We start from the raw sequence: 26617 nt of genomic DNA, 5'->3' as shown, positions 1-26617 counted from the left end.
TGCAGGCCTTGCCTGCTGCCATTAGGAGATTCCCCGCCATGACCGCGTTTTCCGCCCCAATTGCCGAACAAATCTGGGACATGAAGTACCGGTTCAAAGAGGCGGACGGTACACCGATTGACGAAACTGTTGAAGATACTTGGCAACGGATCGCGGGCGCTTTGGCCGCAGTAGAGGACGATCCGAAAGCCTGGGAAGGCAAGTTCTACGACGCGCTGGCCGATTTCAAATACCTGCCTGCGGGGCGCATTACGGCCGGGGCTGGTACGGCGCGGTCGGTGACACTTTTCAACTGTTTTGTCATGGGCACTGTGCCTGACAGCATGGGCGGTATCTTTGATATGCTCAAAGAGGCCGCGCTGACCATGCAGCAGGGTGGCGGCATCGGCTATGACTTTTCGACCATTCGGCCCAAGGGTGCGGGTGTGAAAGGCGTGGCGGCGGATGCCTCGGGCCCGCTGTCATTCATGGATGTCTGGGACGCGATGTGCCGCACGATCATGTCTGCCGGATCACGCCGTGGGGCGATGATGGCGACGATGCGCTGCGATCATCCGGATGTAGAAGATTTCATCACCGCAAAGTCTGACCCGGCCCGGTTGCGCATGTTCAATATGTCCGTGCTGATCACTGATCCCTTTATGGAGGCAGTCAAGGCGGATGGGTCTTGGGACTTAGTATTCAATGGTGAAGTGCACCGTACTGTCAGGGCCCGCGATCTGTGGGATGCGATCATGCAGTCGACCTATGACTACGCCGAACCCGGTGTGATTTTCATCGACCGCATCAATCAGATGAACAACCTGAACTACTGCGAGACGATTGCGGCCACGAACCCCTGTGGTGAACAACCTTTGCCGCCTTATGGCGCGTGTTTGCTGGGGTCGATCAACATGGCCCGTCTGGTCAACGATCCGTTCGAGGATGCAGCCACCCTGGATGAGGTCGCGCTGACCGATCTGGTCGCCACAGCGGTGCGCATGATGGATAACGTTGTGGATGCCTCGCGCTTTCCGCTTGAGGCACAACAGGCCGAGGCAAAAGCCAAGCGCCGGATAGGTTTGGGTGTCACCGGACTGGCCGATGCTTTGCTGATGGTTGGTCTTCGCTATGGGTCAGAAGACGCTGCCGCGCAGACCGACAAGTGGATGCACCAGATTGCGCGGGCTGCCTATCTGGCCTCGGTTAATCTGGCGAAAGAAAAAGGGGCATTCCCGCTGTTTGACGCCGACAAGTTTCTGGCCAGCGGCGCGATGCAAGAGATGGACGCGGATGTGCGCGATGCAATCGCACAACACGGTATCCGCAATGCGCTTTTGACCTCTATCGCTCCGACCGGCACCATAAGCCTTTATGCGGGTAATGTATCATCCGGGATCGAGCCTGTGTTTGCCTATGCCTATACCCGCAAGGTGCTGCAAAAAGACGGATCGCGCACCGAAGAAGAGGTGGTCGACTATGCGGTGCAGCTTTGGCGTGATCTGAAAGGTGACGTGCCGTTGCCCGATTATTTCGTCAACGCCCAGACGCTCGCCCCGCTCGATCACGTCCGCATGCAGGCGGCGGCGCAGAAATGGATCGACAGTTCGATTTCCAAGACGATCAACTGCCCAGAGGATATCAGCTTTGATGCGTTCAAAGAGGTCTACATGGCCGCCTGGGATCAAGGCTGTAAAGGCTGCACGACCTACCGTCCAAATGATGTGACAGGCTCTGTGCTGTCAGTTTCCGATGAGGCGGCGCCAGCAGAGGTGCCTGCCCAAATCCGGACCGGGGATGAGGGCGCCGAAGTCGTCTATATGTCCGAACCTCTGGACCGCCCGCAGGAATTGGAGGGTGCGACCTACAAGCTTAAGTGGCCGGATAGCGAACATGCGATCTATATCACCGTGAATGATCTGATTATTGCCGGGCATCGCAGGCCATTTGAAGTGTTCATCAACTCCAAGAACATGGAGCATTTCGCCTGGACCGTCGCGCTGACGCGCATGATCTCTGCTGTGTTCCGGCGCGGTGGCGATGTGTCATTTGTGGTCGAAGAGTTAAAAGCTGTTTTCGACCCACGCGGTGGAGCATGGATGCAGGGTAAATATGTGCCGTCTATTCTCGCAGCCATTGGTGGCGTGATCGAAAAACACATGATCTCAACCGGTTTCCTTGCTGGTGAGGGGATGGGCCTGAAGGCCGATCCGCAAGCGGACGTAGTCGCCATCAACGGCGCACCACGCGGCAAGGCCTGCTCGTCTTGTGGATCCTATGAGTTGCGGATGGTCGAAGGCTGCATGACCTGCGGATCCTGTGGATATTCCAAATGTGGCTGAGGTGCGGCTGGTTGTATTGTTAGGCGTTTACGCGTCTTCCACTTCGATCACACCGCCCAAAGACCGCAACGCGCCTTTGATCTGTGGATTGACCGGGAATTCCTCGCCAAGGTCCAACTCAACCTCGCCGGGCAGATCATCGTTCATCAGACAAAAGTAGACGGGGCCCCGACCTGCGCGGACCGCGCCGCTTGCTGCATTTGCCAGAACACTTGCCACCGACCCAATCACCTCTGGCCCGTCAATAAACACGCGCAGACCAGCACCACCGGCATCGGCAACAACCGCGTCCACCGGCGACACCGAACGGCCCAAAAGTTTCAACTGATCCGCTTCCATCGTCGCTTCGCATTGCAGAACGATCTGACTGCCGGTTTCCAGAAACTCGCGCGACGCTTCCAAGGTGTCCGAAAACATCGTCACCTCATATTGCCCGGTCGGATCGGACAGTTGCACAAAGGCAAAGCGATTGCCGCGCGCAGATTTCCGTTCCTGACGCCCCGACACGGTGCCAGCCATTTTCACAATCGCGGCCCCCTTGCCAGCCCGCACGATCACGTCGTCCAGCGTCAGCACCTGCTTGCGCTTAAGCGGCCCCATGTAGTCATCAAGCGGATGGCCCGACAAATAGAACCCAATGGCTTTGAACTCTTCAGCCAAGCGTTCTGCTGGCAACCAATCTTCGCCACCCATCAAACGCGGCTCTTGCAGGTCGTCACCGGCATCCCCAAAGAGCGAAACCTGATTGGATGATTTCTGATCATGGATTGCTGCCGAATACGCCGTCAAAGCATCCAAACTCATCATCGCCCGGCGCCGGTTCGGGTCCAGCACATCAAATGCGCCCGCGCGCGCAAGCATCTCCAAAGGACGCTTGCCGATCCGTTTGAGGTCCACCCGGCGGGCGAAATCAAAGAGGTTCACGAACTCTTTGTCGCCCCGCCCTTCGACAATCAGCTTCATCGCCTCGACGCCAACGTTTTTGAGCGCGCCCAGCGCATAGACCAGCTTTTGATCTTTCACATCAAACGTCGCCATCGACCGGTTCACGCAAGGCGGCGTATATTCAATGCCCAGCCCCTTTTTCACTTCCTGGAAGTAGACACCCAGCTTATCGGTCAGATGGATATCACAGTTCATCACACCGGCCATGAATTCGACCGCGTGGTTCGCTTTCAGCCACGCCGTTTGATAGCTGACCACCGCATAGGCCGCCGCGTGCGACTTGTTGAAACCGTAGTTGGCGAATTTCTCCAGTAGATCGAAAACCTCGCGGGCCTTTTTGGGCTCCACCCCGTTGGCCTTCGCCCCTGCCTCGAATTTGGGGCGTTCTTTGGCCATTTCCTCGGCGATTTTCTTACCCATCGCCCGACGCAAAAGGTCAGCGCCACCAAGCGAGTAGCCCGCCATGACCTGCGCGATCTCCATCACCTGTTCTTGGTAGACGATGATGCCTTGGGTTTCCTTGAGGATGTGATCAATCGACGGGTGGATCGATTCCAAATCTTTCTGCCCGTTCTTCACCTCGCAATAGGTCGGAATGTTCTCCATCGGGCCGGGACGATAAAGCGCCACCAAGGCCACGATGTCTTCGATACAGGTCGGCTTCATGCGCTTGAGCGCATCCATCATCCCGCTGGATTCCACCTGAAACACGGCTGTTGTCTTGGCGCTGGAATAAAGCGCATAGGATTTTTCGTCATCCAGCGGGATCGCCCCGATGTCGTACTCGAACCCCGCCAACACATCATAAAGCTTGGTCCCATCCGCCGCGATATTCAGCGGGCGACCTGCCTTGCGGATCAGCTCAACAGCGTTCTGGATGACGGTCAGCGTTTTCAAACCCAGAAAGTCGAACTTGACCAACCCGGCCTGTTCCACCCATTTCATGTTGAACTGGGTGGCAGGCATATCAGAGCGGGGATCCTGATAAAGTGGCACCAGCTCGTCCAGCGGACGGTCGCCAATCACAACACCCGCGGCATGGGTCGATGCGTTGCGCAACAGGCCTTCAAGCTGCTGGGCGTAGGTCAGCAGGCGGTCCACGACCTCTTCGTTTTTGGCTTCTTCGCGCAAGCGCGGTTCATCCGCCAATGCCTTTTCAATCGAGACGGGTTTCACCCCTTCGACCGGGATCATCTTGGACAGGCGGTCCACTTGTCCGTAGGGCATCTGCAAAACCCGACCCACATCGCGCACTGCGGCCTTGGACAAGAGCGCACCAAAGGTGATGATCTGCCCGACCTTATCGCGCCCGTATTTATCCTGCACATAGCGGATGACCTCTTCCCGGCGGTCCATGCAAAAGTCGATGTCGAAGTCAGGCATCGACACACGTTCGGGATTCAGGAAGCGTTCGAACAGCAGCGAATAGCGCAGCGGGTCCAGATCGGTGATCAGCAGGGCGTAAGCGACCAAAGACCCAGCACCGGACCCCCGCCCCGGCCCCACCGGAATACCCTCATCCTTGGCCCATTTGATAAAGTCGGCAACGATCAGGAAGTAGCCGGGGAAACCCATGCCTTCGATAATGCCCAACTCAAACTCCAGCCGCTTCTCGTATTCTTCAACCTCTGCTGCATGCGGGATAACGGCCAGCCGCGCTTTCAAGCCCGCTTCGGCCTGACGGCGCAATTCGGCAACCTCATCATCGGCAAATTTCGGCAAAATAGGGTCGCGCTTATAGGCTTTGAACGCACAGCGTTTGGCGATCTCAACCGTGTTCTCAATCGCCTCTGGCAGATCGGCAAACAGGGTCGCCATTTCCTGCGGTGACTTCATGTAATGCTGCGGGGTCAACCGGCGGCGCGGCTCCTGTTGATCGACGTAAGCGCCCTCGGCGATGCAGATCAGCGCGTCATGCGCTTCATAGAGCTCAGACTTCGGAAAGTAGACATCATTGGTCGCCACCAGCGGCAAACTCTTGGCGTAGGCCATCTCGATATGGCCACGTTCTGACAGACGCTCTGCCTCAGGCAATCCGTCACCCGGATGACGCTGAAGTTCCACATAGAGCCGGTCAGGATAAATCGCTGCCAACCGATCCACGAAAGCCTCGGCCTTGGGGCGCTGGCCTTGGCGCAACAGACGGCCAATTGGCCCATCCGGCCCGCCCGACAGGCAGATCAGCCCCTCGTGATACTGCGCAAGCTCCTCTACCGATACCTGCGGCAACTGCCCATCGGCGTCCAGATAGGCGCAGGAATTCAGTTTCATCAGGTTCATATAGCCCGCCTCAGACTGGGCCAGCAGGACGATGGGTGCCGGGGCCTCGGGGCGTTTGCCGGGCTCGGGCGGCTGATAGGTCACATCGACCTGACAGCCGATGATGGGCTGCACGCCTGCCTTGGCAGCACCTTCGGAAAACTCCAGCGCGCAAAACATGTTGTTGCTATCGGTCACCGCGACAGCTGGCATTCCCATACCAGACACCAGACCGGGCAGCTTTTTGACCGGGATCGCCCCTTCAAGCAGAGAGTATTCGGTATGAACGCGGAGGTGGATGAATCGGGGATCAGTGGTCATACCGGCAAGGTAGCGAAAGCAGGTCTGGCTGCAAGCGCATGTATTTAGTTAGCAATGCAGCTAACTATATTGACAACACGGTCGAGACACATCAATACTTAGCATTATGACTAACCAACTTGATTCCTTTTTCGGCGCAATGGCCGACCCCACCCGGCGCGCAGTGATTGAACAGCTGGCCTCTGGCCCTGCCAGCGTCAGCGAACTGCACGCACCACACCAAATGGCGCTGCCCACGTTTATGCGGCACCTGCGTGTGCTGGAGGACACCGGCATTGTGCGATCCATCAAGAAAGGGCGCGTGCGCACCTGTCACATCGAGGCGGCACCCCTGATCGAAGCGCAAGGCTGGCTCGCCTGGCAGCGTGAGATCTGGGAAAGTCGGTTGGAGCGACTGGATGCGCTGGCCAAAAGCATTGAGAATTTTGATGATTGAAACAACACTGCAATTCACCCGTGAGATCAATGCATCTGCGCACAGCATCTGGCGCTGCTGGACCGAACCTGAGCTGTTGAAGCAGTGGTTCGCACCCAAGCCGGTTGTAACGACAGAAGCGGTGATTGAGCCGCATTCGGGAGGCTGCTTCAACACCACAATGGTTGTCCCCGACATGCCAAAGCCAATGATGGGGGAAGGCTGCGTTCTGGCCGCGGACCCTGGCAAACGCTTCGCATTCACCAATATGATGAAAGGCGCGTTTCAGCCGCAGGACACTTCAGGCGAAGGCCAGTTCCCGTTTACCGCAGACATCACCATTAAGGCGCACGACACGGGCTGCACCTATACCGTAACGGTCAGACACCTCAATAAGGCGGGGGCCGATGCCCACCGGGACATGGGGTTCTTTGAAGGATGGGGCACCGCTGCCGACCAGATGGCCGCTTTAGCAGAGACACTCTCCTGACCGCACTGCACCACTTTGTGAAAACCCAACAGAAAGGAATTTCACCATGCCACTTGATACCGACACATTCGACCTGCACCGCACATTCAATCTACCGCCAGAGAAACTCTGGGTTCTGCTTACTGATCCTAAGCACCGTGAAAAATGGGGCGGGCCTGATGCCGATACGGTTCTGGTCGTCGATAAGGCGGATGTCCGCGTCGGCGGTCAGGACCGCCATCGTTGCGGGCCTGCCGATGCGCCTGAATTCATCGTCGATACCCGGTGGTACGATCTGACAGAACCATCCCGCGCCGTCTTTACCGAGACACTGGTTTTGGCGGAGCCGCTGCCTGCACCAGTTTGGTGACCTACAGCCTTGATCCGTCGGACAAAGGGACAAAGCTGGGCATCACCGTTGCAGCCTCATCCTTTAGCGGTCCTGAAACACTGCAAGAGTTCCGCCAAGGGTGGGGCGGCGGACTTGATAATCTTGAACGCTACGCAGCCAAAGTATCTGCTGACGCCTAAGTAAGCTGCGCCTAAAGAAACAGCATTTGCCCTCGGCGCAGGCGCGCGCCATCATGATACCCCTTGCCAAACTGCCTCAGCCCGGTTTTCATGGGCTTCGGCAAAGAGGCAGGTGTCTACGTCGCATCGACACCTGAGCATCCTCGCACGGATTTGGTAAGGCGGCGGGTTTATATCATGGACGTCACGTTTCTTCTCAACGGGGAAACCGTGCAGGTAGAGGCGGAGCCAACGCGCACCCTGCTCGATTGGCTGCGCGAGGATCGTGCGCTGTGCGGGACCAAGGAAGGCTGTAACGAAGGCGATTGCGGAGCCTGCACCGTGATGGTGACAGATGAAGGTGGGGCCAAAGCTCTCAATGCCTGCATTCTGTTCCTGCCGCAGCTGCATGGCAAAGCTGTGCGCACGGTTGAGGGGATCAGCGGTCCCGATGGTGCGCTGCACCCCGTGCAGCAAGCGATGATCGACCATCACGGATCGCAATGCGGATTTTGCACGCCGGGATTTATTGCGTCGATGGCGACGGGGCATTTACAAGGACGCAGTGACCACGACGATGTGCTGGCGGGAAACCTGTGCCGCTGCACCGGCTACGCGCCGATTGTGCGCGCAGCGGAGGCAGCGGCAGATGCGCCGGTGCCTACATGGATGAATGATAAGGTGCCTGAGGCGAATGCGCAGTCCTACGCACCTGAAACGCTGGAGGAACTGGCGCAATGGTATGCAGCCAACCCTGATGCGACGCTGATCGCCGGGGCAACGGATGTCGGGCTTTGGGTGACGAAACAACTGCGCGACCTGCCGCAGGTCGCGTTTCTGAACCGCTGCAAGGAACTGCGTGCGATCACGCAGACCGACGATACCATTCACTTTGGCGCGGCCGTGACAATGACCGAGGTTTTGGCGGCCATAGGTGACGATCACCCTTCCTACGCCGAAATGATCCGGCGCTATGGATCTGAACAGGTCCGCAACGCAGCCACGATCGGCGGGAATATCGCGAACGGATCGCCCATCGGGGATAACCCGCCTGCGCTGATCGCGATCGGGGCGACATTGCATCTGCGTCATGGAACGCAAACGCGGGACATGCCCGTTGAGGATTTCTTTGTCGCCTACGGCAAGCAAGATCGCGCATCCGGCGAACTGGTGACAGGTGTGACGATCCCAAGGTCCGCACCAAACCTGCGTTGCTACAAAATCTCAAAACGGTTTGATCAAGACATCTCGGCCGTTTGCGGCTGTTTTAATATCACAGTCACGGACGGCAGCGTGGCCGAAGCCCACATCGCCTTTGGTGGCATGGCCGGCACCCCGCACCGGGCGCATCAGGTCGAAGCTGCATTAGTCGGGCAGCCGTGGACGGCTGAAACAATCGCCAAGACCGCCGCGCAATTCAGCAAAGACTACACCCCCATGTCTGACATGCGCGCCAGTGCCGCCTACCGGCTTGAGGTCGCGCAGAACCTGCTGCACCGCTACTTCGCCGAAATGACCGGGCAGGCCACATCCGTGTTGGAGGTGACACCATGAGCGTCGCCAAAGCCCTGCCCCATGACGCCGCAGCCCTGCATGTCACAGGCGCTGCGCGGTATATCGACGATATTCCAACGCCGACAGGGACCCTGCATCTGGCATTCGGCACCGCCGAGATTGCCTGCGGCACCATCAACGCGATAAACCTCGCAAAGGTGAAAAGCGCGCCCGGTGTCGTCGCGGTGCTGACAGCGGATGATCTGCCCTTTGCCAACGATGTCTCACCCTCGATCCATGATGAGCCGCTGCTGGCAACCGGCACTGTGCACTACCTTGGGCAGCCGCTTTTCCTTGTGGTCGCCAAAACCCACCTCGCCGCGCGCAAGGCCGCGCGTTTGGCATCGGTGGACTACGCCGAAGACACCCCCATCCTGACCATCGACGATGCCATCGCCGCCGATAGCCGGTTTGAGGACGGACCGCGCATCTGGACCAAAGGCGACGTGGATCAGGCACTGTCAGAGGCCACGCATCGCGTACAAGGCACCATTGAAATGGGCGGGCAGGAACACTTCTATCTGGAAGGCCAAGCCGCCCTTGCCTTGCCGCAGGAAGGTGGGGATATGGTGGTCCATAGCTCAACCCAGCATCCGACCGAAATCCAGCACAAGGTCGCCGAAGCGCTGGGCGCACCGATGCATGCCGTCCGCTGTGAAGTACGGCGCATGGGCGGTGGTTTTGGCGGCAAGGAAAGCCAAGGCAATGCACTGGCTGTCAGTTGTGCCGTTGCCGCGCGCGCGACCGGTCGGCCTTGCAAAATGCGTTATGACCGCGATGACGACATGATGATCACCGGCAAGCGGCATGATTTCCGGATCAGCTATGACGCGGGCTTTGATGGCGAAGGGTGCCTGACAGGTGTCGATTTCACGCAAATGACGCGCTGCGGCTGGGCGTTGGACCTGTCGCTGCCCGTCGCGGACCGGGCCATGCTGCATGCAGACAACGCCTACCATCTACCAACCGCACGGATCACCTCGCACCGGTTCAAAACCAACACGCAATCCGCCACTGCCTTTCGCGGTTTTGGCGGCCCGCAAGGGGTGCTTGGGATTGAACGGGTAATGGACCATATCGCCGCTGAACTCGGGCTTGATCCGGTGCTGATCCGTCAGCGCAATTATTATGACGCGATGGAGGGAGGGGGGCTGTCTGCCCCCCGCGCTGCGCGCCCCCCCGAAGGTATTTCGGAACATGAGAAAGTAGGGCGCGGCACGCGCTACACACGGCAGTATTCGCCGAAAGCAGATGTCCAGACCACGCCCTATCACATGCAGGTCAAGGATTTCATTCTGCATGAGATGACAGAGGCGTTGCTGGCCTCATCAGACTATCATGCCCGCCGCATTGCGATTGCTGACTGGAACGCTGGGCAGTCTGTGCTGAAAAAGGGTATCGCCTTCAGCCCTGTGAAGTTTGGCATTTCCTTTACGTTGACCCACCTCAATCAGGCCGGTGCTTTGGTGCATGTCTATCAGGATGGTTCTGTCCATATGAACCACGGCGGGACCGAGATGGGGCAAGGTCTGTTTCAGAAGGTCGCCCAAGTGGCGGCACATCGGTTCGGGATTGAAGTGGGCGCGGTCAAGATCACTGCGACTGATACAGGCAAGGTGCCCAATACATCGGCGACAGCCGCATCCTCTGGTACTGATTTAAACGGCATGGCCGTTGCCAATGCCTGCGACATCATCCGTGAACGAATTGCGGAATGCTTGGCTGAACTGCATCAGACCCGCACCGAAAATGTCCGTTTTGAAGACGGGCAGGTCTTTGTCGGTGATGCCCAGATGACCTTTGCCGAGGCCGTCCAGACCGCCTACCTCAACCGTGTAAGCCTGTCGGCTACCGGGTTTTACAAAACGCCCGATCTGGCGTGGGATCGTATCAAAGGCGAAGGCACACCGTTCTTTTACTTCGCCCAAGGGGCTGCCGTGACCGAGGTGGTCATCGACACGCTCACCGGTGAAAATCGCATCCTACGCACCGATATTCTGCATGATGCCGGGGCGTCGCTGAACCCGTCCTTGGACATCGGGCAGGTTGAGGGCGGATATGTGCAAGGGGCTGGTTGGCTCACTACCGAAGAACTGGTCTGGGATGATAAGGGCCGCCTGCGCACCCATGCGCCTGCGACCTATAAGATCCCTGCCTGCTCGGATCGTCCTGATATCTTCAACGTCACCCTCTGGGATCAACCCAACCCGGCACAGACGATCTATCGGTCCAAAGCGGTGGGCGAGCCGCCCTTCATGCTGGGCACCTCCGCGTTTCTGGCACTCTCAGACGCCGTCGCCGCCTGCGGCCCCGCCTACCCTGATCTGCAAGCGCCCGCTACCGCCGAAGAGGTGCTGCGCGCTGTGAAACGGGCGCGCGCATGACGGCCATCCGCATTACCGTGACCAAGACCGCAGGGTCCGTGCCGCGTGAGGCGGGCACTCAGATGCTCGTCTGGGCAGACCACATCGAAGGCACCATCGGCGGTGGGACACTGGAATGGGAAGCGATGGCGGAGGCCCGGCGCATGTTGCGCGATGGGCGCAGGCTACACCGGGCGACGATGCCGCTTGGCCCAGCGCTGGGGCAATGTTGCGGCGGATCAGTGAGCTTGCTTTGGGAAGAGGCGGAGGCGATGACCATGCCCCCTGCCCGCCCGCTTTGGATTTATGGGGCCGGGCATGTGGGCCGTGCTTTGGTCGGCGTGATGGCCCCCCTGCCGGATTATGACATCACCTGGGTTGATACGGCGGCCGATCGCTTTCCGCAGACGGGCGTGACAACTCTGGTCGCTGTCGATCCCACGTTGGTGGTCAAACATGCACCCAATGACGCGGATCACCTGATTCTGACGTACAGCCATGAAATCGACCTCGCACTCTGTCATGCTGTGCTGAACCACGATTTTCACAGTGTTGGATTGATCGGATCAGCAACGAAATGGGCGCGTTTCCGGTCCCGGCTCGCGGCATTGGGGCATAGCCACGCGCAAATCTCGCGCATCGCGTGTCCTATCGGCGATCCGCGCCTTGGAAAACACCCCGCAGAGATTGCGCTTGGCGTCGCAACTGCCATGATCAGCGCGGGGAAACGCGCCACGAAGGACCGCACTGCATGACTGAACCGCTTTTGCGCCTGTCCGGCCTGACCAAGGCCTATCCTGGGGTGGTCGCCAATAAGGACGTGTCATTCAATATCGAACGCGGTGAGGTGCATGCGCTTTTGGGGGAAAACGGTGCGGGCAAGTCCACATTGGTGAAAACAATTTATGGTTTGGTGAAACCAGACAGCGGGACCATGACGCTGGAGGGTCAACCGTTTCAGCCGCCTGAGCCACGGGCCGCACGGGCGGCAGGTGTTGCGATGGTATTCCAGCATTTCTCGCTCTTTGATGCGATGAATGTGGCGGAAAACATCGCCCTTGGGATGGAAAACCCGCCGCCTCAGGCCGAGATTGCGGCAAAGGTCCGCACGGTGTCTGATCAATATGGGTTGCCGCTCGATCCTGATCGGATCGTCGGGGAACTGTCGGCCGGGGAACGGCAACGCGTGGAAATCATCCGCTGCCTTTTGCAGGACCCCAAGCTGTTGATCATGGACGAACCCACGTCGGTTCTGACCCCGCAAGAAGTTGATATCCTGTTTGAAACCCTGCGCCAGCTCAGTGCCGAAGGGACGGCGATCCTTTACATCTCGCATAAGCTCGAAGAGATCCGCGCGCTTTGTGACAATGCCACGGTCCTGCGCTTGGGCGAGGTTGTGGGGGAGTGCGATCCGCGCCAAACCTCAGCCCGTGATATGGCGGAACTGATGGTGGGCACGGTACTGCATGTGCCGGAAAAGGCGGATAAGCCAGCCGGAGAAACTGTGCTGGCGCTGAATGGTCTGAGTGCGAAGGCACCGCACCGGTTTGGGACCCCTTTGCGGGATATCACTCTGGAAGTACGCAAAGGCGAGGTACTGGGCATTGGCGGTGTCGCTGGCAACGGGCAGGACGAATTGGTCGCGGCCCTTTCGGGTGAGATGCGGACCGGCAAGACAATGATCAGCTACAAGGGCGACGCTATTGGCCATCTGCCCCCTAATGCGCGCCGCAAGATGGGTCTGTTGGCAGCACCTGAGGAACGGATGGGGCATGCTGCAGCCCCTGATATGAGCCTGACCGAGAATGCAATTCTGACGGCCATGACGCGGGAAAAACTGACCACCAAGGGGTTCCTGCACTGGGGTAAGGCCCGCACATTTGCCGAAGGCGTGATTGCCGCCTTTGATGTGCGCACGCCGGGGCCGCAGAACGCGGCACGGTCGCTGTCTGGTGGAAATTTGCAGAAGTTTGTGATTGGACGCGAAATCATGCAAGCGCCGGAAGTATTGGTTGTGAACCAACCCACATGGGGTGTTGACGCATCAGCGGCGGCGGCGATCCGGCAGGCTTTGCTGGATTTGGCCGCAAAAGGGGCGGCTGTGATCGTAATCAGTCAGGATTTGGATGAGTTGATGGAAATCTCAGACCGGTTTGCCGCTTTGAATGAAGGGCGGTTGTCTAACCCGCGTCCCGCGAAGGGTCTGACGGTAGAAGAGATCGGCCTGATGCTGGGTGGTGCCCATGACATGGAGGTGGCCCATGTTGATGCGTAGAGCCTCCGGCAGAAGTTTAAAGGGACATGGAAAGATGGGCGGCGGCGCATGATCATGCTTGAGAAGCGTCCGCAGCCATCGCGGGGCTGGACTTTTGCGACCCCGGTTGTTGCTGTTGTTTTGACGATGTTTTTTGGCGGGCTGTTGTTTGCGGCCCTTGGTCAGGACCCGCTCGTGACGATCCGCACGATCTTTCTTGATCCTTTGTTTTCGGAATTTGCATGGTTCTATCGCCCGCAACTGCTCATCAAAGGCGCGCCTTTGGTGCTGATTGCCATTGGTCTGTCGTTTGGGTTCCGTGCCGGTATTTGGAACATCGGCGCTGAGGGGCAATACATTGTTGGCGCAATCTGTGGTGCGGCGGTGGGGTTGGCTTTCTATCCTATGGAAAGCTTCATCATCTTTCCTTTGATGGTCATTGCCGGTGCCAGCGGCGGCCTCCTTTGGGCCATGATCCCGGGGCTTTTGCGGGTCCGGTTCGGTACGAATGAAATTCTGGTTTCCTTGATGCTGGTCTACGTTGCCGAACAGCTCCTTGCTTCGATGGCTCTTGGTGCCCTGCGTAATCCTGATGGCATGGGTTTTCCGGGCAGCCGGAACCTGTCGCAATATGAAAGTGCGGCGAACCTTGAGATCATTGCAGGCAGCGGCATGCATTGGGGGGTGCTTACCGCGTTTCTTGCGGTGATCGTCGCTTATGTAGCCCTGTCTCGGCATATCTTTGGTTTCAACGTCCGGCTGTCGGGGCAAAGTCCGAGGGCTGCGCGGTTTGCCGGGGTGAACCCCGGTCTGCTGGTCTTGATCTGTATGGCGATTTCTGGTGCGCTGGCAGGTCTTGCTGGGCTGTTTGAGGTCGCCGGCCCCGCCGGGCAAATCAGTATCGACTTTAATGTGGGCTATGGGTTTACCGCGATTATCGTGGCTTTCCTTGGCCGTTTGCATCCGGTTGGTATCTTGCTGGCCGGTGGACTGATGGCGTTGACATACATCGGGGGCGAGATCGCCCAATCCAACCTTGGCCTGCCGATTGCAGCGATCCAGATATTGCAAGGCATGCTGCTATTCTTTTTGTTGGCCGTGGATGTGCTGACAAACTACCGGATAACTTGGGCGAGGAAAATTGCATGAGCTTTGACAATATCATCAATGGCATCGCACGACCTGCCATTGGGTTCTTTTTGGGTATCGCTGCTGGGTATACTGTCGAATTGGCCGGGTCGACCGGTTGGTGGATTGCGCTGGGTTCTTCTGCGTTTATCGCTGGTCTTTTTGGCCTCGTCTTACTGTTTGACACTGCTTTGAGCCGCTTTTTTGACCGCATTGGATGGGGTACCGGGGTGATGGCCGCGAAGAACAAAGCAAGAGCGGGCAAACCGCATTGGTTCGTTCGTTTTGGCTGGGTCTTTGGGGTGATCTTGGGTTTCACCGCTGTCTTTATTCTGCCCAAAGAGGCGCTTTCATGGCTTTCATCTTAATGGGGTGCCGCTGATGGACCTCTCCTCTATCAATCCCGTTCTTTTGCTCGCTTCTCTGATGGTTGCGGCCACGCCTATCCTGCTGGCCGCGATTGGTGAATTGGTGGTGGAGCGCGCGGGTGTCCTGAACCTTGGTGTTGAGGGCATGATGATTACCGGGGCGGTGTGCGGGTTTGTGGTCGCGGTTGCGACCACCTCTCCCTGGCTGGGATTTCTGGGGGCCGCTATTGGCGGTGCACTCCTGTCGCTGATCTTTGGCTTTCTGACGCAGTTTCTGCTGTCGAACCAAGTGGCCACAGGTCTTGCGCTGACGCTCTTTGGTCTGGGGCTGTCCGCACTCATGGGCCAAGGCTACATCGGGATCAAAGCGCCGGAGTTTCCCGACTGGTACATCCCGTTGCTGGGTGACATTCCGGTCATTGGTCCCGTCATCTTTCAGCACGACCCGATGGTCTATGTCGGCCTAGCAATCGTCGGCGGCGTCTGGGCTTTCCTGAAGTATTCGCGCGCCGGGTTGATCCTGCGCGCCGTGGGTGAAAACCACGAAGCGGCACATGCGCTGGGCTATCATGTGGTGCGCGTCCGGATGCTCGCCATCATGTTCGGCGGGGCCTGCGCCGGGCTTGGCGGCGCGTACCTCAGCCTTGTGCGCGTACCCCAATGGACCGAAGGCATGACGGCAGGTGCGGGCTGGATCGCGCTGGCCATCGTCGTCTTTGCCAGTTGGCGACCGGGGCGGCTTTTGCTGGGTGCCTATTTGTTCGGCGGGGTGACTGTTTTGCAGTTGAACCTACAGGCAGCCGGGGCCGCCATTGGGGTCGAGTATCTTTCTATGGCACCCTATCTGGCCACCATCGCGGTTCTTGTTATTATGCGAGCCGGACGTGCGCCCGGGTCACTGGGCCAATCATTCCATGCCTCACGTTGAGGCGACACTTAAGACCACCAAGGGGAAACACATGACAATGAAAACACTTCTGGCCGGAGCAACGCTCGCGCTTGGCCTTGCAACAGGGGCCACTGCTGACGGTCACGAGCCGACAACCGTTGGCTTTGTCTACGTCGGGCCAATCGGCGATGGCGGCTGGACGTATGAGCACAACAAAGGTCGTCTGGCCGTGGAAGAGCATTTCGGGGATGCAGTAGAGACCGTCTTTGTCGAAAGCGTCCCAGAGGGTGCTGACGCCGAGCGCGTGATGACACAGATGGCGTTGCAGGGTGCTGACCTGATCTTTACCACATCCTTTGGCTATATGGACCAGACCATCGCCGTGGCTGAAAAGTTCCCTGATGTGAAGTTCGAGCACGCGACAGGTTACAAACGCGCCGACAACGTCTCGACCTATTCGGCCCGCTTCTACGAAGGCCGCGCCGTCCAAGGGCACATCGCGGGTCAAATGACTGAAAGCAATATCATCGGCTATATCGCGTCCTTCCCGATCCCGGAAGTGATCCGGGGCATCAACGCGGCCTTTATCCACGCGCAGGAAGTAAACCCTGATGTCGAGTTCAAGATCATCTGGGCCTACACATGGTTTGATCCGGCGAAAGAGGCCGAAGCTGCCAGCGTTCTGATTGAACAAGGCGCGGACGTTATCTTGCAGCACACAGACTCGACCGCACCGCAAGCCGCAGCACAGGCCGCGGGCAATGTTGTGACATTCGGTCAGGCCTCTGACATGGCGGAATTTGGGCCATTCCCACGCGTGTCCTCCATCATTGATGACTGGGCGCCCTACTACATCGCGCGCACACAAGCGGTCATTGATGGCACATGGGAAAGTACAGACACATGGGACGGGATCGGCCCGGGCATGGTGGCTATCGGCGAAATCTCTGATGCGGTTCCAGCCGAGATCAAGGCCTCTGCCGAAGCTTTGATCGAGCGTCTGCGCACCGGCGAATACCACGCCTTCACCGGTCCGATCAACAAGCAGGATGGCTCTGTCTGGTTGGCAGATGGCGAAGTGGCCGACGATGGCACTTTGGCTGGCATGAACTTCTATGTTGAAGGCCTCACCGGCGATATTCCGCAATAAGACATTTGATCGATGTCAGCGTGAAGGCCCTGCGTTTTGCAGGGCCTTTTTTGTTTATTCGGGCGAATGGCGCGTATTGGCAGTCGAAGCCTGTTCTTTTGTACAGGTTAGTGGCTTGCATCTTGATCGGTACGGTGACCACTCTAAAATCGCGTTAAAGTAATCGTAACCTTTGTCCTCGGCGGGTGGGGCCCGAAGGCAGTAACCAGTGAAAGTGAGCGCAGGACAACCGTTCAAATGCATGAAGCACGGCCTGTCTGCGACGAGAAAGTCCCCCATGAAAATTCGCAATTCCAAGACGTTTCCATCAATGGCGCTTGTCTTCGCAGCCAGTGTATTGAGTACCACTGCATTTGCAAACAATCCCGCCACAGGGCAAGCCGCGTCTACTTCAGGCAACTTCATAGAAGATATCGGCGCAAGTCAGCGGGTCGATTTTGCAGGAAAACTGCGCATGCTTAGCCAGCGCGTTGTGGCGGCGGCCTGTTATGCGGACGCAGGTATTGACCGCGAAGACAGCCTTGCCGTGCTCAACGCAGCAGCGGCTGAGTTCGTTGTCATCAAGGAGGCATTGGAGGTCGGCAACCCTGATCTGGGGATCATTGGGCCTGAAGAACGCGCCCGGACATTGGCGGGCCTGGAACGGTTGACCAATCTGTGGACACCTGTTGGGGCGCTGGCGGATCGGGTGGCGGCGGGCGATGGTACAACAGCCGACGTCGCGAAAATGGCGGAGCTAAGCGGCCCGCTGCTTGAAATGGCCAAACTGGTCGTCGGCATCATTTCAACGGAATACTCAAACCCGGCAGAATTGCTGTTTGCCGATGCCATAGCCATCGACATTGCAGGCCGTCAGCGCATGTTGTCCCAGCGCATGTCAAAGAACGCTTGCCTGCTGGCGAATGGACTGAACACAGATACTGCGCGGGCTGAACTGCAAGCCGCGCGTGACATGTTCGACACCTCTTTAACGATTTTGCGGATGGGCGAGGCGAGCGTCGGCATCAAGGCACCGCCCACCCAACAGATCGCTGATGAACTTGATGTCGTGATCGCCCGTTGGGCGACACTGCAACCCATCGTTGATATGGCCCTGGAAGGCGGTACGCTTGATGAAGAGCAGCTCGAGATCATGTTCAATGGTGCAAATGCGATGACGGGCGAGATGAACACTGTCGTCGGATCATATTCTGAAGCGTCAAAACTTGATCTTTGAACCGATTGCTGCGTCCCCCCGCGCAAAAAGCCGCAACTGCAGCGCGAGATAGCGTTTATCATCGGACGGAGGAGAAAGTGCAAAAACTATGTCATCCGCTGTAGTTTTATGTCGTTAAAATGGCAATTATCCGTCGAAAATATGGCTAACATACTGTTTGTACTGTACTTTTGTATATTTTACGCGCGTAAGGGATTTATATGACCCTTGGTCAATGCAAAGTTGTATTGAGTGAAGGTAACAAGTGCAGCGAGTAACATCGCAAACGTTTGAGTATTGTTCAGGAACTGCCAGGGTCGGTTGTTCTTGGGTAACGAGTAAAATTTTTCCGCCGGCGCATTCGCTGGCCCCAAGCAAGGACAATGCATATGAAGTATTCGCCAACCAGTGAGTACTGGGCCTTGCTTTCGCGCCCGATGCGCGCAACCATTTTTGCAGTTCTAACCGTCGGCATCGCGTCTTTCGCAAGCGCAGATAGCAATCAGACAGCATTGGGCGACAACTTCGTCGACGACGTCGGCGGCAGCGAGCGCATTAACTTGTCTGGAAAACTGCGCATGTTAAGCCAGCGCATTCCTGCAGCAGCTTGCTATGTTGACGCAGGCATCAAAACCGAAACCACAACAGCCATGTTGAACGCGGCGATGGATGAATTCGCGTTGATCATTGGTGCCTTGCAAAACGGCAACCCAGATATTGGCATCATCGGCCCGGAAGAGAACGCGCGCACGAATGCAGTGATCGACCGCCTTAACGACCTATGGACCCCTTTCAGTGACCTTGCACAACAAATTGCTGTAGGGGATCACAGTGAGGAAAGCCTTCTGCTGTTACAGCAACAGTCCGAACCCGTTTTGGAGATGGCGAAACTTCTGGTCAGTCAAATCACTTCAGAATACGCCAACCCCGCCGCTTTGCTCTTCGCGGACGCGGTTGTAATTGATATCGCGGGTCGACAGCGGATGCTGGCGCAGCGCACATCGAAAGATATCTGCATGCTCAGTGCCGGTATTGAGGTCGAAGGGACGCTTGAGGACCTGGCCAAGACAGCAAAAATGTTTGACACGTCCATCATGGCCTTGCGTGATGGATTACCTGCAGCCGGCGTGCGCCCGCCGCCAACCCCGGAAATCGCGGCCCATCTCGATGACGACATCATGAGTTGGCGGCTTGTTCAAAGCAAAGTCGATATCGTCCTGGCGGGACAGGCTTTGAATCCCGATCAGCTTGGGGTTCTGTTTGACGAGGCCAACAATTTGACGGCAGGCATGAATGAAGCGGTTGCGCTTTATGCAGAGGCGTCCAAAATGGGGCTTTGACGCAGAGTGCGTTAAGCCTCACGAGGAACGTTGCCATGCCTGATAGCCTCGCTTTGATGGGGGTCAAAGGTGGCCCTGCCATCAGGCCGGGGTCAAACATGCCAACCTCAATGCTGCTACAGCTTGGCGGTATGACTATTCTGGTGGATGCGGGCCTCGGCGTCACGCGCGGCATTTGTGATCAGGGTGTTGCCCTGACGGATATCGACCTGATTGTCATCACGCATCTGCATTCCGATCACTACCTCGAACTCGGCCCGTTCTTCCACACGGCCTGGACTGCGGGTCTGAACCGCACGATCCCGGTCATCGGGCCCAAGGGCTTGGACCGTTACTGGACGGGCTTTCAGGACAGCATGGGTTTCGATATCGACCTGCGCATCCGCGACGAAGGGCGCTGCGATTTCAATAGCCTCGCTGATATTCAAATCATCCAAAACACCACGACGTTTGGAAACATCACGTTGCACACCATGCGCAACGTCCATCCCCCCATCACCGACACCTTTGCGCTGCGCTTTGAAGCGGGCGACAAGGCAGTCGTCCTGTCCGGCGACACAGCCTACATACCCGAAATGGCCGCCTTTGCGAAAGGGGCCGACCTGCTGGTCCATGAAGCCATGCTGCGCGATGGGGTCGAAGCGCTCTGCGCGCGGATGACGAACGGTGATGAGCGCCTCCGCACTCACATCCTGCGCAGCCATACGGATGCCGCAGACGTCGGCCGCATTGCAAAGGATGCTGGTGTAAAGCAACTCGCACTCAACCACTTCGTCCCCGATGGCGACCCTGACTTCACCGACCAACATTGGGAAGCAGAAGTGCGTAAACACTGGGACGGGTCGTTATGGCTGGGCAAAGACGGCATGGTGATCCATATTTGAACATAGCATGGCACCAACGCGCGCGGAGGCATGAATGATCAAGGTTCTGGGCATCGGCGGCATCTTCTTTCGGGCGAAAGACCCAGACGCGCTTGGCCGTTGGTACGATGAAACCTTCGGGATCACCAAGGTCACCGAGAGCTACGATGATCCGGCCTGGACGCAAGAGGGCGGGACAACCGTCTTCGCCCCGTTCAAACAGGACACCACCTATTTCGGCCGCCCCGAGCAGCAGTGGATGATCAACTTCCGCGTCGCTGATCTGGACGCGACAGTGGCTGCTCTGCGCGAGGCTGGGATCACAGTGGCGGTCGACACGGAACGCCATCCTAATGGGCGCTTTGCCCATCTGAGTGACCCAGAAGGAAACCCCATCGAGCTGTGGCAGGAAATGCCGAAACCGTAATCGCGCCTTCACGCGCGACTACGCATTGCCCCCGCCCTGCACCATCGCTATCTAAGGCAAAACCCTGATCTTATCGGAGCGTCCCCAATGGCTGCCAATCAATTCGTCTATTTCATGGACGGCGTGTCCAAAACCTATCCTGGTGGGAAAAAGGTCTTTGAAAACATCCGCCTGAACTTCCTGCCCGGCGTGAAAATTGGTGTCGTCGGTGTAAACGGCACCGGTAAATCCACGCTGATGCGGATCATGGCAGGCCAGGACAAGGACTTCGCAGGCGAAGCATGGGCCGCCGAAGGCGCGCGCGTGGGTTATCTGCCGCAGGAACCCGAACTGGATGCAAACCTGACGGTCCGTGAAAACGTCATGCTGGGTGTGGCCGACAAAAAGGCGATCCTTGATCGCTACAACGAAGTGGCGATGAACTATTCCGAAGAAACCGCCGACGAGATGGCGCAGTTGCAAGACCAGATTGATGCACAGAACCTCTGGGACCTCGACGCACAAATCGACATCTCGATGGAGGCCCTGCGCTGCCCACCGGACGATGCCAATGTCACCACGCTTTCGGGCGGTGAAAAGCGCCGCGTGGCGCTTTGCCAACTGCTGCTTGATGCCCCCGATATGTTGCTGCTTGACGAACCAACCAACCACCTTGACGCGGAAACAATCGCGTGGCTGCAACAGCACCTGATTGACTACAAAGGCACCATTCTGATCGTCACCCACGACCGTTACTTCCTTGATGCCATCACAGGTTGGATCCTGGAACTCGACCGTGGCTCCGGCATCCCGCATGAAGGTAACTACTCCAGCTGGTTGGAGGCGAAGGCCAAACGGCTGGAGCGCGAAGCGAAAGACGACAAATCCAAACAACGCACGCTGCAACGCGAACTCGAATGGATGCAGCAGGGCGCCAAAGCGCGGCAAGCCAAATCCAAAGCCCGTATCAGCGCCTACAACGATCTGGCGAACCAGTCCGAGCGCGAAAAGATGGGCCGCGCCCAGATCATTATCCCAAATGGTCCGCGACTGGGCTCCAAAGTGATCGAAGTCGACGGGCTGAAAAAGGCCATGGGTGACAAGCTGTTGATCGAAAACCTGACATTCGACCTGCCCCCCGGCGGCATCGTTGGCGTGATCGGACCGAACGGCGCGGGTAAGTCGACGCTGTTTTCCATGCTGACAGGCCAAGCCGAACCCGATGAAGGCAGCGTAGAGTATGGCGACACCGTCAAGCTGTCCTACGTCGACCAATCCCGTGACGCTCTTTCCGCAGACGCAACAGTCTGGGAAGAAATCACCGGCGGGGCTGAAATCATTCCACTGGGGGATGCACAAATGAACAGCCGCGCCTATTGCTCGGCGTTTAATTTCAAAGGCGGCGACCAGCAAAAGAAAGTCGGCCTGCTATCAGGTGGTGAACGCAACCGGGTACATATGGCGAAACTGCTGAAATCTGGCGGCAATGTGTTGTTGCTTGACGAACCGACCAACGACCTCGACGTGGAAACGCTGCGCGCGCTGGAAGACGCATTGGTCAGCTTCGCCGGCTGTGCCGTGGTCATCAGTCACGACCGTTTCTTCCTCGACCGTATCTGCACACACATCCTCGCCTTTGAAGGGGACGCGCATGTGGAGTGGTTTCAAGGGGCTTTCACGGATTATGAAGAGGACAAGAAGGCACGGCTAGGTGCCGATGCGTTGGAGCCGAAGCGGATGAAGCACAAGAAATTCGTGCGGTAATACTGGGACGAAACAGTACATGCTGGCGCTGGATCGCTTCTTTAAAAGCCCAAAACCAAAGGAAAAACGGCAGTCAAAAATCATCACCAAAAAAGTGCCACTATGTTCGCTTTTTTGCCATTTTTCGAATTTACCATGATTTCAATAATGAAATTTTAGAACATAAGTCCTCCAAGCTTTTGGGAGGCATAGGTAATCGAGATGGAAAATATGAAAATTCTGTTCCCAGGATCCTGGAAGGCTGGCGTGCTCACTGCTTCATTGTGTGTGGCAGCCGTCCCCGGCGTAGCGCAGGAAGTTACCCTGACTTCTGTTGATAGTTCTCTCACAGTGACTGGAGAGTTGCTTGATTTCACCGGTGACACCTACATCATCGAAACAAACATCGGCCCGTTACGTGTGACAGCAGAAGGGTTCGTTTGCACCGGCGACGGTTGTCCCAATGTCCAAGCTGAAACAGATGGACCTGTTGTCTGGGACGTCTCATTGTGGGGTTCACGGCGTGCATTCACTGAGCATGTTGAACGGATCGCTGAGCTTATAGACGACAAAACCGGTGGTGAGTTCACGCTGGCGCTTTCCTACGGTGGTCTCTCACCAAGCCGGGAAAACCTTGATGGAATTGCCGCCGGTACGTTTGAGATGGCACAGTTCTGTGCGGGCTATCACCCAGAGAAGAACCCTTCGATCACGGTTATGGAGTTGCCTTTTTTAGGCGTAGATTCGCTTGAGCAAGAGGTCGAACTATCGCTTGCGGTCTACGAACATCCCGCAACCGTCGCGGACATGGCGCGATGGAATGCCACTTTGCTGATGCCATCGCCACAGCCGCAAAACAATATCATTGGGGTTGGCTTTCCGCCGACGTCTCTGGCTGCTTTTTCAAACATGACGATCCGTGCGTCAGGTGGCGCGCGCCACGCGATTGAAGCACTGGGTGCTGAATCAATCACGATACCAGCCCCGGCCGTAAAAGATGCTTTGAGCAACGGTGAGGTAGACGCCGTCGCCTTCGCACCGCACGCTCATATGGCATTTGAGACGATCGACAGCGGTACGTGGTGGACGACAAACCTGAACCCGGGCACGTCGAATTGCCCTGTTGTCGTCAACACAACTGCGCTTGAACGGCTTTCGACACCGCACCGCGTGGCGCTGTTGTCGTCGGTCGATGAAGCGCTTGAGCACTATGTGAACAACTACAATAGCGTCACCATGTCAGCCTGGGGTCCTGCCCTGAGAGACAACGAGATTGTTGAGATCACCATCAATGATGAAATCGTGTCGGCTATCAACGAAGAGGTCGCAGGACCAGCCGCCGCTGCATGGATCGCCGAGACCGAAGCCAAGGGTCTGCCCGCCCAAGAGCTTTACGATCTTGTCACGAATATGATCGCCGCGAGCAACTAGGGCACCTCACGCGCGATTATAAAATCACAAGGGCTCGCATCAGCGGGCCCTTTCGCGTTGATGGCAATGATACCTGGTCCAGATGTCCGCGTGAGTCATAGCATAAATACCACAGCAAATCGCGAAACAAATTCTCTCAGTAGTCTCCGATTGTGTGGCCTCTCCTTTAACGTGATGATGACGTAAATACGGGTGGGGACAGACGTTTAGATCCGCCGCTTTTTCAAGGATGAAATGAAAGGTTCTTCAATGCAAATCAAACATATAGCACTTCTAGTGGCAATGGTCTCCGGCAGCGCAGCCAATGCGCAATCTGCCTTGGATGGGTTTTATGCTGGCGCATCGTTTGCAACCTTTAGCGGTGACAACACATACAACGATGTAGACTTCCCTCTCGAGGGTCAGATGTTGGGCGCTTTTGCAGGCTACAACATGCAATCTGGCGCTTATGTATTCGGCGGCGAGGTTTCTTTCATGGTCGGTGCTGCGAACGAAGAGGACTTTGAAGATGAGTATGAGTACTCGTCCATCATCGACTTTAAGGGGCGGGTTGGCTACGACAGCGGCAATATCATGCCATATGTGGTTGTTGGTGCATCGTCCGGCACCTTCGTCATTGACGATGACACCGCACCAGACAGAGATTTTGATCAGACCGAACTCGGTACACTATTCGGCCTTGGCCTAGACTATGCGATCAACGATCAGTTCGGTCTCGGTGCAGAAATTGTGACACGTAACTTTGAGTTTGAGTTTCCAGTCGCTGCGAACTTGGCAGACGTAGACGCCACCGTGAACAGCCTTTCGCTGCGTGCGTCCTACAACTTCTAAAGCGGAAATTGCGGGAACACCCTTATCGATGTGGCGCGTGCCTAAGCGCGCCCATTCGACACTTGGTTTTTCCAGATGCGGTATGCCTTAAGTTGTCACTATTCTAGGCGCATATCCGCTAAAATTGACGCGCGATAAATTATCAGAATCAAGGTGTTACGAAAATTTCACTTGAATTGTTGTGGTTTACCCCCCACATGGTCATTGCACACGTTATCCAACTCGACCACTGTTTTCCCTTTCGGCTGCAGTCTCTCGATCTTGACACTGACGACGCCAAGCTGTCGCAATCTCGCGGACAGCATTGATACTAAAGGAAAAACACGATGGCTACTGGCACCGTGAAATGGTTTAACACTACAAAAGGCTTCGGCTTTATCGCACCTGATGGCGGCGCGAAGGACGTATTCGTTCACATCTCCGCTGTTGAGCGTTCCGGCCTGACAGGCCTGCAAGATGATCAAAAAGTTACTTTTGACATCGAAGCTGGCCGTGATGGTCGCGAATCTGCGGTTAATCTCGCACTCGCGTAAGCGAACTCTTTGAAAAATCGTGGCGCGCGGCCTCCGCGCGCCATTTTTTATTGTTAACTCAGCGTGATCAATCTCTTTCGAAATTGTTGAAAATGCGTCTGTCTTGTGTAATAATGAGACTGCAAAGTTGACTAATCGACCACTGTTTCCTCCTCGGCCCAGTCTTTCGATCACGTTTGACCGAGCCACGCCGCTGCACTTCCGCGAGCGGGATAGATAAGGAAACAAGGACATGGCTTCAGGCACTGTCAAATGGTTCAACACGACCAAAGGTTATGGCTTCATCGCACCCGATGGCGGCAGCAAAGACGTTTTCGTTCATATCTCAGCTGTTGAGCGGTCAGGGCTGACCGGTCTTAAGGACGACCAGAAGGTCAACTTTGATATCGAAGCAGGCCGCGATGGCCGAGAAAGTGCTATTAACCTGACACTTGCCGATTAAGGCGAATTTATAGTTTAGCAATTTTATGAAATGGGCGCCGTTTTCAGGCGCCCATTTTTTTAGTTCAGAATGAAGGTGACTTTCAGGACAACGCGGTACTCATCCACCTCGCCGTCCTTCACGGTCACTTTTTGGTCTGCAACCCACGCACCCGTGATCCCTTTGAGCGTCTTTGACGCCCGCTTGATCCCGTTTTCCACCGCATCGTCGAATGACTTGGACGAGGATGAGATGATCTCTGTGACCTTAGCAACTGACATGATGTGTCTCCCTTTTTTGTTGGTTTAGACCGGCAAGCTTAGCCTCAGGCACCATCCCAGTCCACATCATCCGCCTTTTGCACGCGCAGACTGCCATCGGGAAGGGGGACCATCAGGTCTTTGGCACCCGTTTCATCGCCCTCCAACCACTGCGCGCACTGGCTTTGTGTCAGGATCACCCCCATGCGGTGATGGATATCGCGCACATCCGCCGATGGCGGGCAGGTCACGGTCGCCACCTGATGCACCTGAACGCCGCCTGGCCCGTTCCAGACGTCATAGATGGCGGCGAAATACAGCAATTCGCCGTCCTTGCGGGTGATCCGCCAAGGTTGTTTGCGGCGTTTCTCACCCGTCCATTCGTACCAGCCGCTCGCCGGAACGATGGCCCGCTGCACATCGGCAAAAGCGGATTTGTCGAACACGGTTTCCGAGCGCGCATTCACAATGGTTTCCATCACCGGGCGGCCCCGCGCATTGACGCGGCCAACAGGGATCATGCCCTAGCGCATGTGTCTTGGACGCTCGGTAGTCAGAGTGATCACATCCTGACCGGGGGCGATGTTCAGGCGCGGCGGATCGGTAAACCCTTCAATCGTTTCGGTCAGAAAGAACCGCCCGGGCATC

26 protein-coding genes are annotated in these 26617 nt (G+C 56.9%); 22 read left to right on the top strand and 4 right to left on the bottom strand.

Annotated features, from left to right (window positions below; genetic code table 11):
* Positions 1 to 38 precede the first annotated feature (38 nt).
* A complete protein-coding gene (locus MWU60_RS06730) occupies positions 39 to 2321 on the top strand; it encodes an adenosylcobalamin-dependent ribonucleoside-diphosphate reductase (RefSeq protein WP_247226448.1) in 2283 nt (760 codons plus the stop codon).
* Between the two features lie 27 nt (positions 2322 to 2348).
* On the opposite strand, the gene dnaE is transcribed toward MWU60_RS06730, so the two are convergent.
* Positions 2349 to 5846, bottom strand: coding sequence for a DNA polymerase III subunit alpha (gene dnaE, locus MWU60_RS06725; RefSeq protein WP_247226441.1), 3498 nt, complete (start codon positions 5844 to 5846; stop codon positions 2349 to 2351).
* A 106-nt stretch (positions 5847 to 5952) separates the two neighbouring features.
* Here dnaE and MWU60_RS06720 point away from each other — a divergent pair, with 106 nt between their 5' ends.
* From MWU60_RS06720 to MWU60_RS06620, 21 genes are all read left to right on the top strand, one after another.
* A complete protein-coding gene (locus MWU60_RS06720) occupies positions 5953 to 6282 on the top strand; it encodes a metalloregulator ArsR/SmtB family transcription factor (RefSeq protein WP_247226439.1) in 330 nt (109 codons plus the stop codon).
* The gene (locus tag MWU60_RS06715) at positions 6275 to 6751 is read left to right on the top strand and encodes an SRPBCC domain-containing protein (protein WP_247226438.1); all 477 of its coding nucleotides are present in this window, start codon (positions 6275 to 6277) and stop codon (positions 6749 to 6751) included. Before MWU60_RS06720 ends, MWU60_RS06715 begins: the two co-directional genes overlap by 8 nt.
* A 46-nt stretch (positions 6752 to 6797) precedes the next feature.
* Positions 6798 to 7100: an SRPBCC domain-containing protein gene (locus MWU60_RS06710; protein ID WP_247226436.1), complete on the top strand. Its 303-nt coding sequence runs from the start codon at positions 6798 to 6800 to the stop codon at positions 7098 to 7100.
* The gene (locus tag MWU60_RS06705) at positions 7097 to 7261 is read left to right on the top strand and encodes a hypothetical protein (RefSeq protein ID WP_247226435.1); all 165 of its coding nucleotides are present in this window, start codon (positions 7097 to 7099) and stop codon (positions 7259 to 7261) included. Before MWU60_RS06710 ends, MWU60_RS06705 begins: the two co-directional genes overlap by 4 nt.
* A gap of 177 nt (positions 7262 to 7438) precedes the next feature.
* Positions 7439 to 8794, top strand: a complete 1356-nt coding sequence (gene xdhA, locus MWU60_RS06700) for a xanthine dehydrogenase small subunit (RefSeq protein WP_247226864.1) — start codon at positions 7439 to 7441, stop codon at positions 8792 to 8794.
* Positions 8791 to 11178, top strand: coding sequence for a xanthine dehydrogenase molybdopterin binding subunit (gene xdhB / locus MWU60_RS06695; protein WP_247226434.1), 2388 nt, complete (start codon positions 8791 to 8793; stop codon positions 11176 to 11178). The genes xdhA and xdhB overlap by 4 nt, the downstream gene beginning before the upstream one ends.
* The gene (xdhC, locus tag MWU60_RS06690; protein ID WP_247226433.1) at positions 11175 to 11912 is read left to right on the top strand and encodes a xanthine dehydrogenase accessory protein XdhC; all 738 of its coding nucleotides are present in this window, start codon (positions 11175 to 11177) and stop codon (positions 11910 to 11912) included. The genes xdhB and xdhC overlap by 4 nt, the downstream gene beginning before the upstream one ends.
* On the top strand, positions 11909 to 13432 hold the full coding sequence (locus MWU60_RS06685) for an ABC transporter ATP-binding protein (protein WP_247226432.1): 1524 nt from the start codon (positions 11909 to 11911) through the stop codon (positions 13430 to 13432). The genes xdhC and MWU60_RS06685 overlap by 4 nt, the downstream gene beginning before the upstream one ends.
* A gap of 48 nt (positions 13433 to 13480) precedes the next feature.
* The gene (locus MWU60_RS06680; protein WP_247226431.1) at positions 13481 to 14560 is read left to right on the top strand and encodes an ABC transporter permease; all 1080 of its coding nucleotides are present in this window, start codon (positions 13481 to 13483) and stop codon (positions 14558 to 14560) included.
* Positions 14557 to 14907, top strand: a complete 351-nt coding sequence (locus MWU60_RS06675) for a hypothetical protein (RefSeq protein WP_247226430.1) — start codon at positions 14557 to 14559, stop codon at positions 14905 to 14907. The genes MWU60_RS06680 and MWU60_RS06675 overlap by 4 nt, the downstream gene beginning before the upstream one ends.
* Positions 14908 to 14920: 13 nt before the next feature.
* Positions 14921 to 15835: an ABC transporter permease gene (locus MWU60_RS06670; RefSeq protein ID WP_247226429.1), complete on the top strand. Its 915-nt coding sequence runs from the start codon at positions 14921 to 14923 to the stop codon at positions 15833 to 15835.
* Between the two features lie 31 nt (positions 15836 to 15866).
* Positions 15867 to 16946: a BMP family ABC transporter substrate-binding protein gene (locus MWU60_RS06665; RefSeq protein ID WP_247226428.1), complete on the top strand. Its 1080-nt coding sequence runs from the start codon at positions 15867 to 15869 to the stop codon at positions 16944 to 16946.
* A gap of 277 nt (positions 16947 to 17223) precedes the next feature.
* Complete coding sequence (locus MWU60_RS06660) at positions 17224 to 18162, top strand: type IV pili methyl-accepting chemotaxis transducer N-terminal domain-containing protein (protein ID WP_247226427.1); 939 nt, start codon at positions 17224 to 17226, stop codon at positions 18160 to 18162.
* 368 nt (positions 18163 to 18530) lie between these two features.
* A complete protein-coding gene (locus tag MWU60_RS06655) occupies positions 18531 to 19481 on the top strand; it encodes a type IV pili methyl-accepting chemotaxis transducer N-terminal domain-containing protein (RefSeq protein ID WP_247226426.1) in 951 nt (316 codons plus the stop codon).
* A 35-nt stretch (positions 19482 to 19516) separates the two neighbouring features.
* On the top strand, positions 19517 to 20365 hold the full coding sequence (locus MWU60_RS06650) for an MBL fold metallo-hydrolase (protein ID WP_247226425.1): 849 nt from the start codon (positions 19517 to 19519) through the stop codon (positions 20363 to 20365).
* A gap of 34 nt (positions 20366 to 20399) precedes the next feature.
* Positions 20400 to 20771, top strand: a complete 372-nt coding sequence (locus tag MWU60_RS06645) for a VOC family protein (protein ID WP_247226424.1) — start codon at positions 20400 to 20402, stop codon at positions 20769 to 20771.
* An 87-nt stretch (positions 20772 to 20858) separates the two neighbouring features.
* Entirely contained in the window at positions 20859 to 22514 is a 1656-nt protein-coding gene (ettA, locus tag MWU60_RS06640) for an energy-dependent translational throttle protein EttA (protein ID WP_247226423.1), read from the top strand.
* Between the two features lie 201 nt (positions 22515 to 22715).
* Positions 22716 to 23924 (top strand): C4-dicarboxylate ABC transporter substrate-binding protein, encoded by a 1209-nt coding sequence (locus MWU60_RS06635; RefSeq protein ID WP_247226421.1) that lies wholly within the window; start codon positions 22716 to 22718, stop codon positions 23922 to 23924.
* A 249-nt stretch (positions 23925 to 24173) separates the two neighbouring features.
* Complete coding sequence (locus MWU60_RS06630; RefSeq protein WP_247226420.1) at positions 24174 to 24755, top strand: outer membrane beta-barrel protein; 582 nt, start codon at positions 24174 to 24176, stop codon at positions 24753 to 24755.
* Positions 24756 to 25081: 326 nt separating this feature from the next.
* Positions 25082 to 25288, top strand: a complete 207-nt coding sequence (locus tag MWU60_RS06625; RefSeq protein ID WP_247226419.1) for a cold-shock protein — start codon at positions 25082 to 25084, stop codon at positions 25286 to 25288.
* Positions 25289 to 25520: 232 nt separating this feature from the next.
* Complete coding sequence (locus MWU60_RS06620) at positions 25521 to 25730, top strand: cold-shock protein (protein WP_108816498.1); 210 nt, start codon at positions 25521 to 25523, stop codon at positions 25728 to 25730.
* A 59-nt stretch (positions 25731 to 25789) separates the two neighbouring features.
* Here MWU60_RS06620 and MWU60_RS06615 read toward each other — a convergent pair whose 3' ends face one another.
* From MWU60_RS06615 to MWU60_RS06605, 3 genes are read right to left on the bottom strand one after another with little or no spacing between them, the layout of a single operon-like run.
* The gene (locus MWU60_RS06615; RefSeq protein ID WP_247226418.1) at positions 25790 to 25990 is read right to left on the bottom strand and encodes a dodecin family protein; all 201 of its coding nucleotides are present in this window, start codon (positions 25988 to 25990) and stop codon (positions 25790 to 25792) included.
* 44 nt (positions 25991 to 26034) lie between these two features.
* Positions 26035 to 26490, bottom strand: coding sequence for an SOS response-associated peptidase (locus tag MWU60_RS06610; RefSeq protein WP_247226417.1), 456 nt, complete (start codon positions 26488 to 26490; stop codon positions 26035 to 26037).
* Between the two features lie 3 nt (positions 26491 to 26493).
* Positions 26494 to 26616, bottom strand: coding sequence for an SOS response-associated peptidase (locus tag MWU60_RS06605; RefSeq protein WP_247226416.1), 123 nt, complete (start codon positions 26614 to 26616; stop codon positions 26494 to 26496).
* Between the last annotated feature and the right edge of the window lies 1 nt (position 26617).

It is taken from the genome of Yoonia sp. F2084L (genome assembly GCF_023015625.1).
Taxonomy (GTDB): Bacteria; Pseudomonadota; Alphaproteobacteria; order Rhodobacterales; family Rhodobacteraceae; genus Yoonia.
This window is presented reverse-complemented; position numbering and strand designations above follow the sequence as displayed.

Excerpts from the sequence above, each read along its gene's own strand:
- MWU60_RS06730 (WP_247226448.1), top strand. The coding sequence starts at position 39 with ATGACCGCGTTTTCCGCCCCAATTGCCGAACAAATCTGGGACATGAAG.
- dnaE (WP_247226441.1), bottom strand. The coding sequence starts at position 5,846 with ATGACCACTGATCCCCGATTCATCCACCTCCGCGTTCATACCGAATAC.
- MWU60_RS06720 (WP_247226439.1), top strand. The coding sequence starts at position 5,953 with ATGACTAACCAACTTGATTCCTTTTTCGGCGCAATGGCCGACCCCACC.
- MWU60_RS06715 (WP_247226438.1), top strand. The coding sequence starts at position 6,275 with ATGATTGAAACAACACTGCAATTCACCCGTGAGATCAATGCATCTGCG.
- MWU60_RS06710 (WP_247226436.1), top strand. The coding sequence starts at position 6,798 with ATGCCACTTGATACCGACACATTCGACCTGCACCGCACATTCAATCTA.
- xdhA (WP_247226864.1), top strand. The coding sequence starts at position 7,439 with ATGGACGTCACGTTTCTTCTCAACGGGGAAACCGTGCAGGTAGAGGCG.
- xdhB (WP_247226434.1), top strand. The coding sequence starts at position 8,791 with ATGAGCGTCGCCAAAGCCCTGCCCCATGACGCCGCAGCCCTGCATGTC.
- xdhC (WP_247226433.1), top strand. The coding sequence starts at position 11,175 with ATGACGGCCATCCGCATTACCGTGACCAAGACCGCAGGGTCCGTGCCG.
- MWU60_RS06685 (WP_247226432.1), top strand. The coding sequence starts at position 11,909 with ATGACTGAACCGCTTTTGCGCCTGTCCGGCCTGACCAAGGCCTATCCT.
- MWU60_RS06680 (WP_247226431.1), top strand. The coding sequence starts at position 13,481 with ATGATCATGCTTGAGAAGCGTCCGCAGCCATCGCGGGGCTGGACTTTT.
- MWU60_RS06675 (WP_247226430.1), top strand. The coding sequence starts at position 14,557 with ATGAGCTTTGACAATATCATCAATGGCATCGCACGACCTGCCATTGGG.
- MWU60_RS06670 (WP_247226429.1), top strand. The coding sequence starts at position 14,921 with ATGGACCTCTCCTCTATCAATCCCGTTCTTTTGCTCGCTTCTCTGATG.
- MWU60_RS06665 (WP_247226428.1), top strand. The coding sequence starts at position 15,867 with ATGACAATGAAAACACTTCTGGCCGGAGCAACGCTCGCGCTTGGCCTT.
- MWU60_RS06660 (WP_247226427.1), top strand. The coding sequence starts at position 17,224 with ATGAAAATTCGCAATTCCAAGACGTTTCCATCAATGGCGCTTGTCTTC.
- MWU60_RS06655 (WP_247226426.1), top strand. The coding sequence starts at position 18,531 with ATGAAGTATTCGCCAACCAGTGAGTACTGGGCCTTGCTTTCGCGCCCG.
- MWU60_RS06650 (WP_247226425.1), top strand. The coding sequence starts at position 19,517 with ATGCCTGATAGCCTCGCTTTGATGGGGGTCAAAGGTGGCCCTGCCATC.
- MWU60_RS06645 (WP_247226424.1), top strand. The coding sequence starts at position 20,400 with ATGATCAAGGTTCTGGGCATCGGCGGCATCTTCTTTCGGGCGAAAGAC.
- ettA (WP_247226423.1), top strand. The coding sequence starts at position 20,859 with ATGGCTGCCAATCAATTCGTCTATTTCATGGACGGCGTGTCCAAAACC.
- MWU60_RS06635 (WP_247226421.1), top strand. The coding sequence starts at position 22,716 with ATGGAAAATATGAAAATTCTGTTCCCAGGATCCTGGAAGGCTGGCGTG.
- MWU60_RS06630 (WP_247226420.1), top strand. The coding sequence starts at position 24,174 with ATGCAAATCAAACATATAGCACTTCTAGTGGCAATGGTCTCCGGCAGC.
- MWU60_RS06625 (WP_247226419.1), top strand. The coding sequence starts at position 25,082 with ATGGCTACTGGCACCGTGAAATGGTTTAACACTACAAAAGGCTTCGGC.
- MWU60_RS06620 (WP_108816498.1), top strand. The coding sequence starts at position 25,521 with ATGGCTTCAGGCACTGTCAAATGGTTCAACACGACCAAAGGTTATGGC.
- MWU60_RS06615 (WP_247226418.1), bottom strand. The coding sequence starts at position 25,990 with ATGTCAGTTGCTAAGGTCACAGAGATCATCTCATCCTCGTCCAAGTCA.
- MWU60_RS06610 (WP_247226417.1), bottom strand. The coding sequence starts at position 26,490 with ATGATCCCTGTTGGCCGCGTCAATGCGCGGGGCCGCCCGGTGATGGAA.
- MWU60_RS06605 (WP_247226416.1), bottom strand. The coding sequence starts at position 26,616 with ATGCCCGGGCGGTTCTTTCTGACCGAAACGATTGAAGGGTTTACCGAT.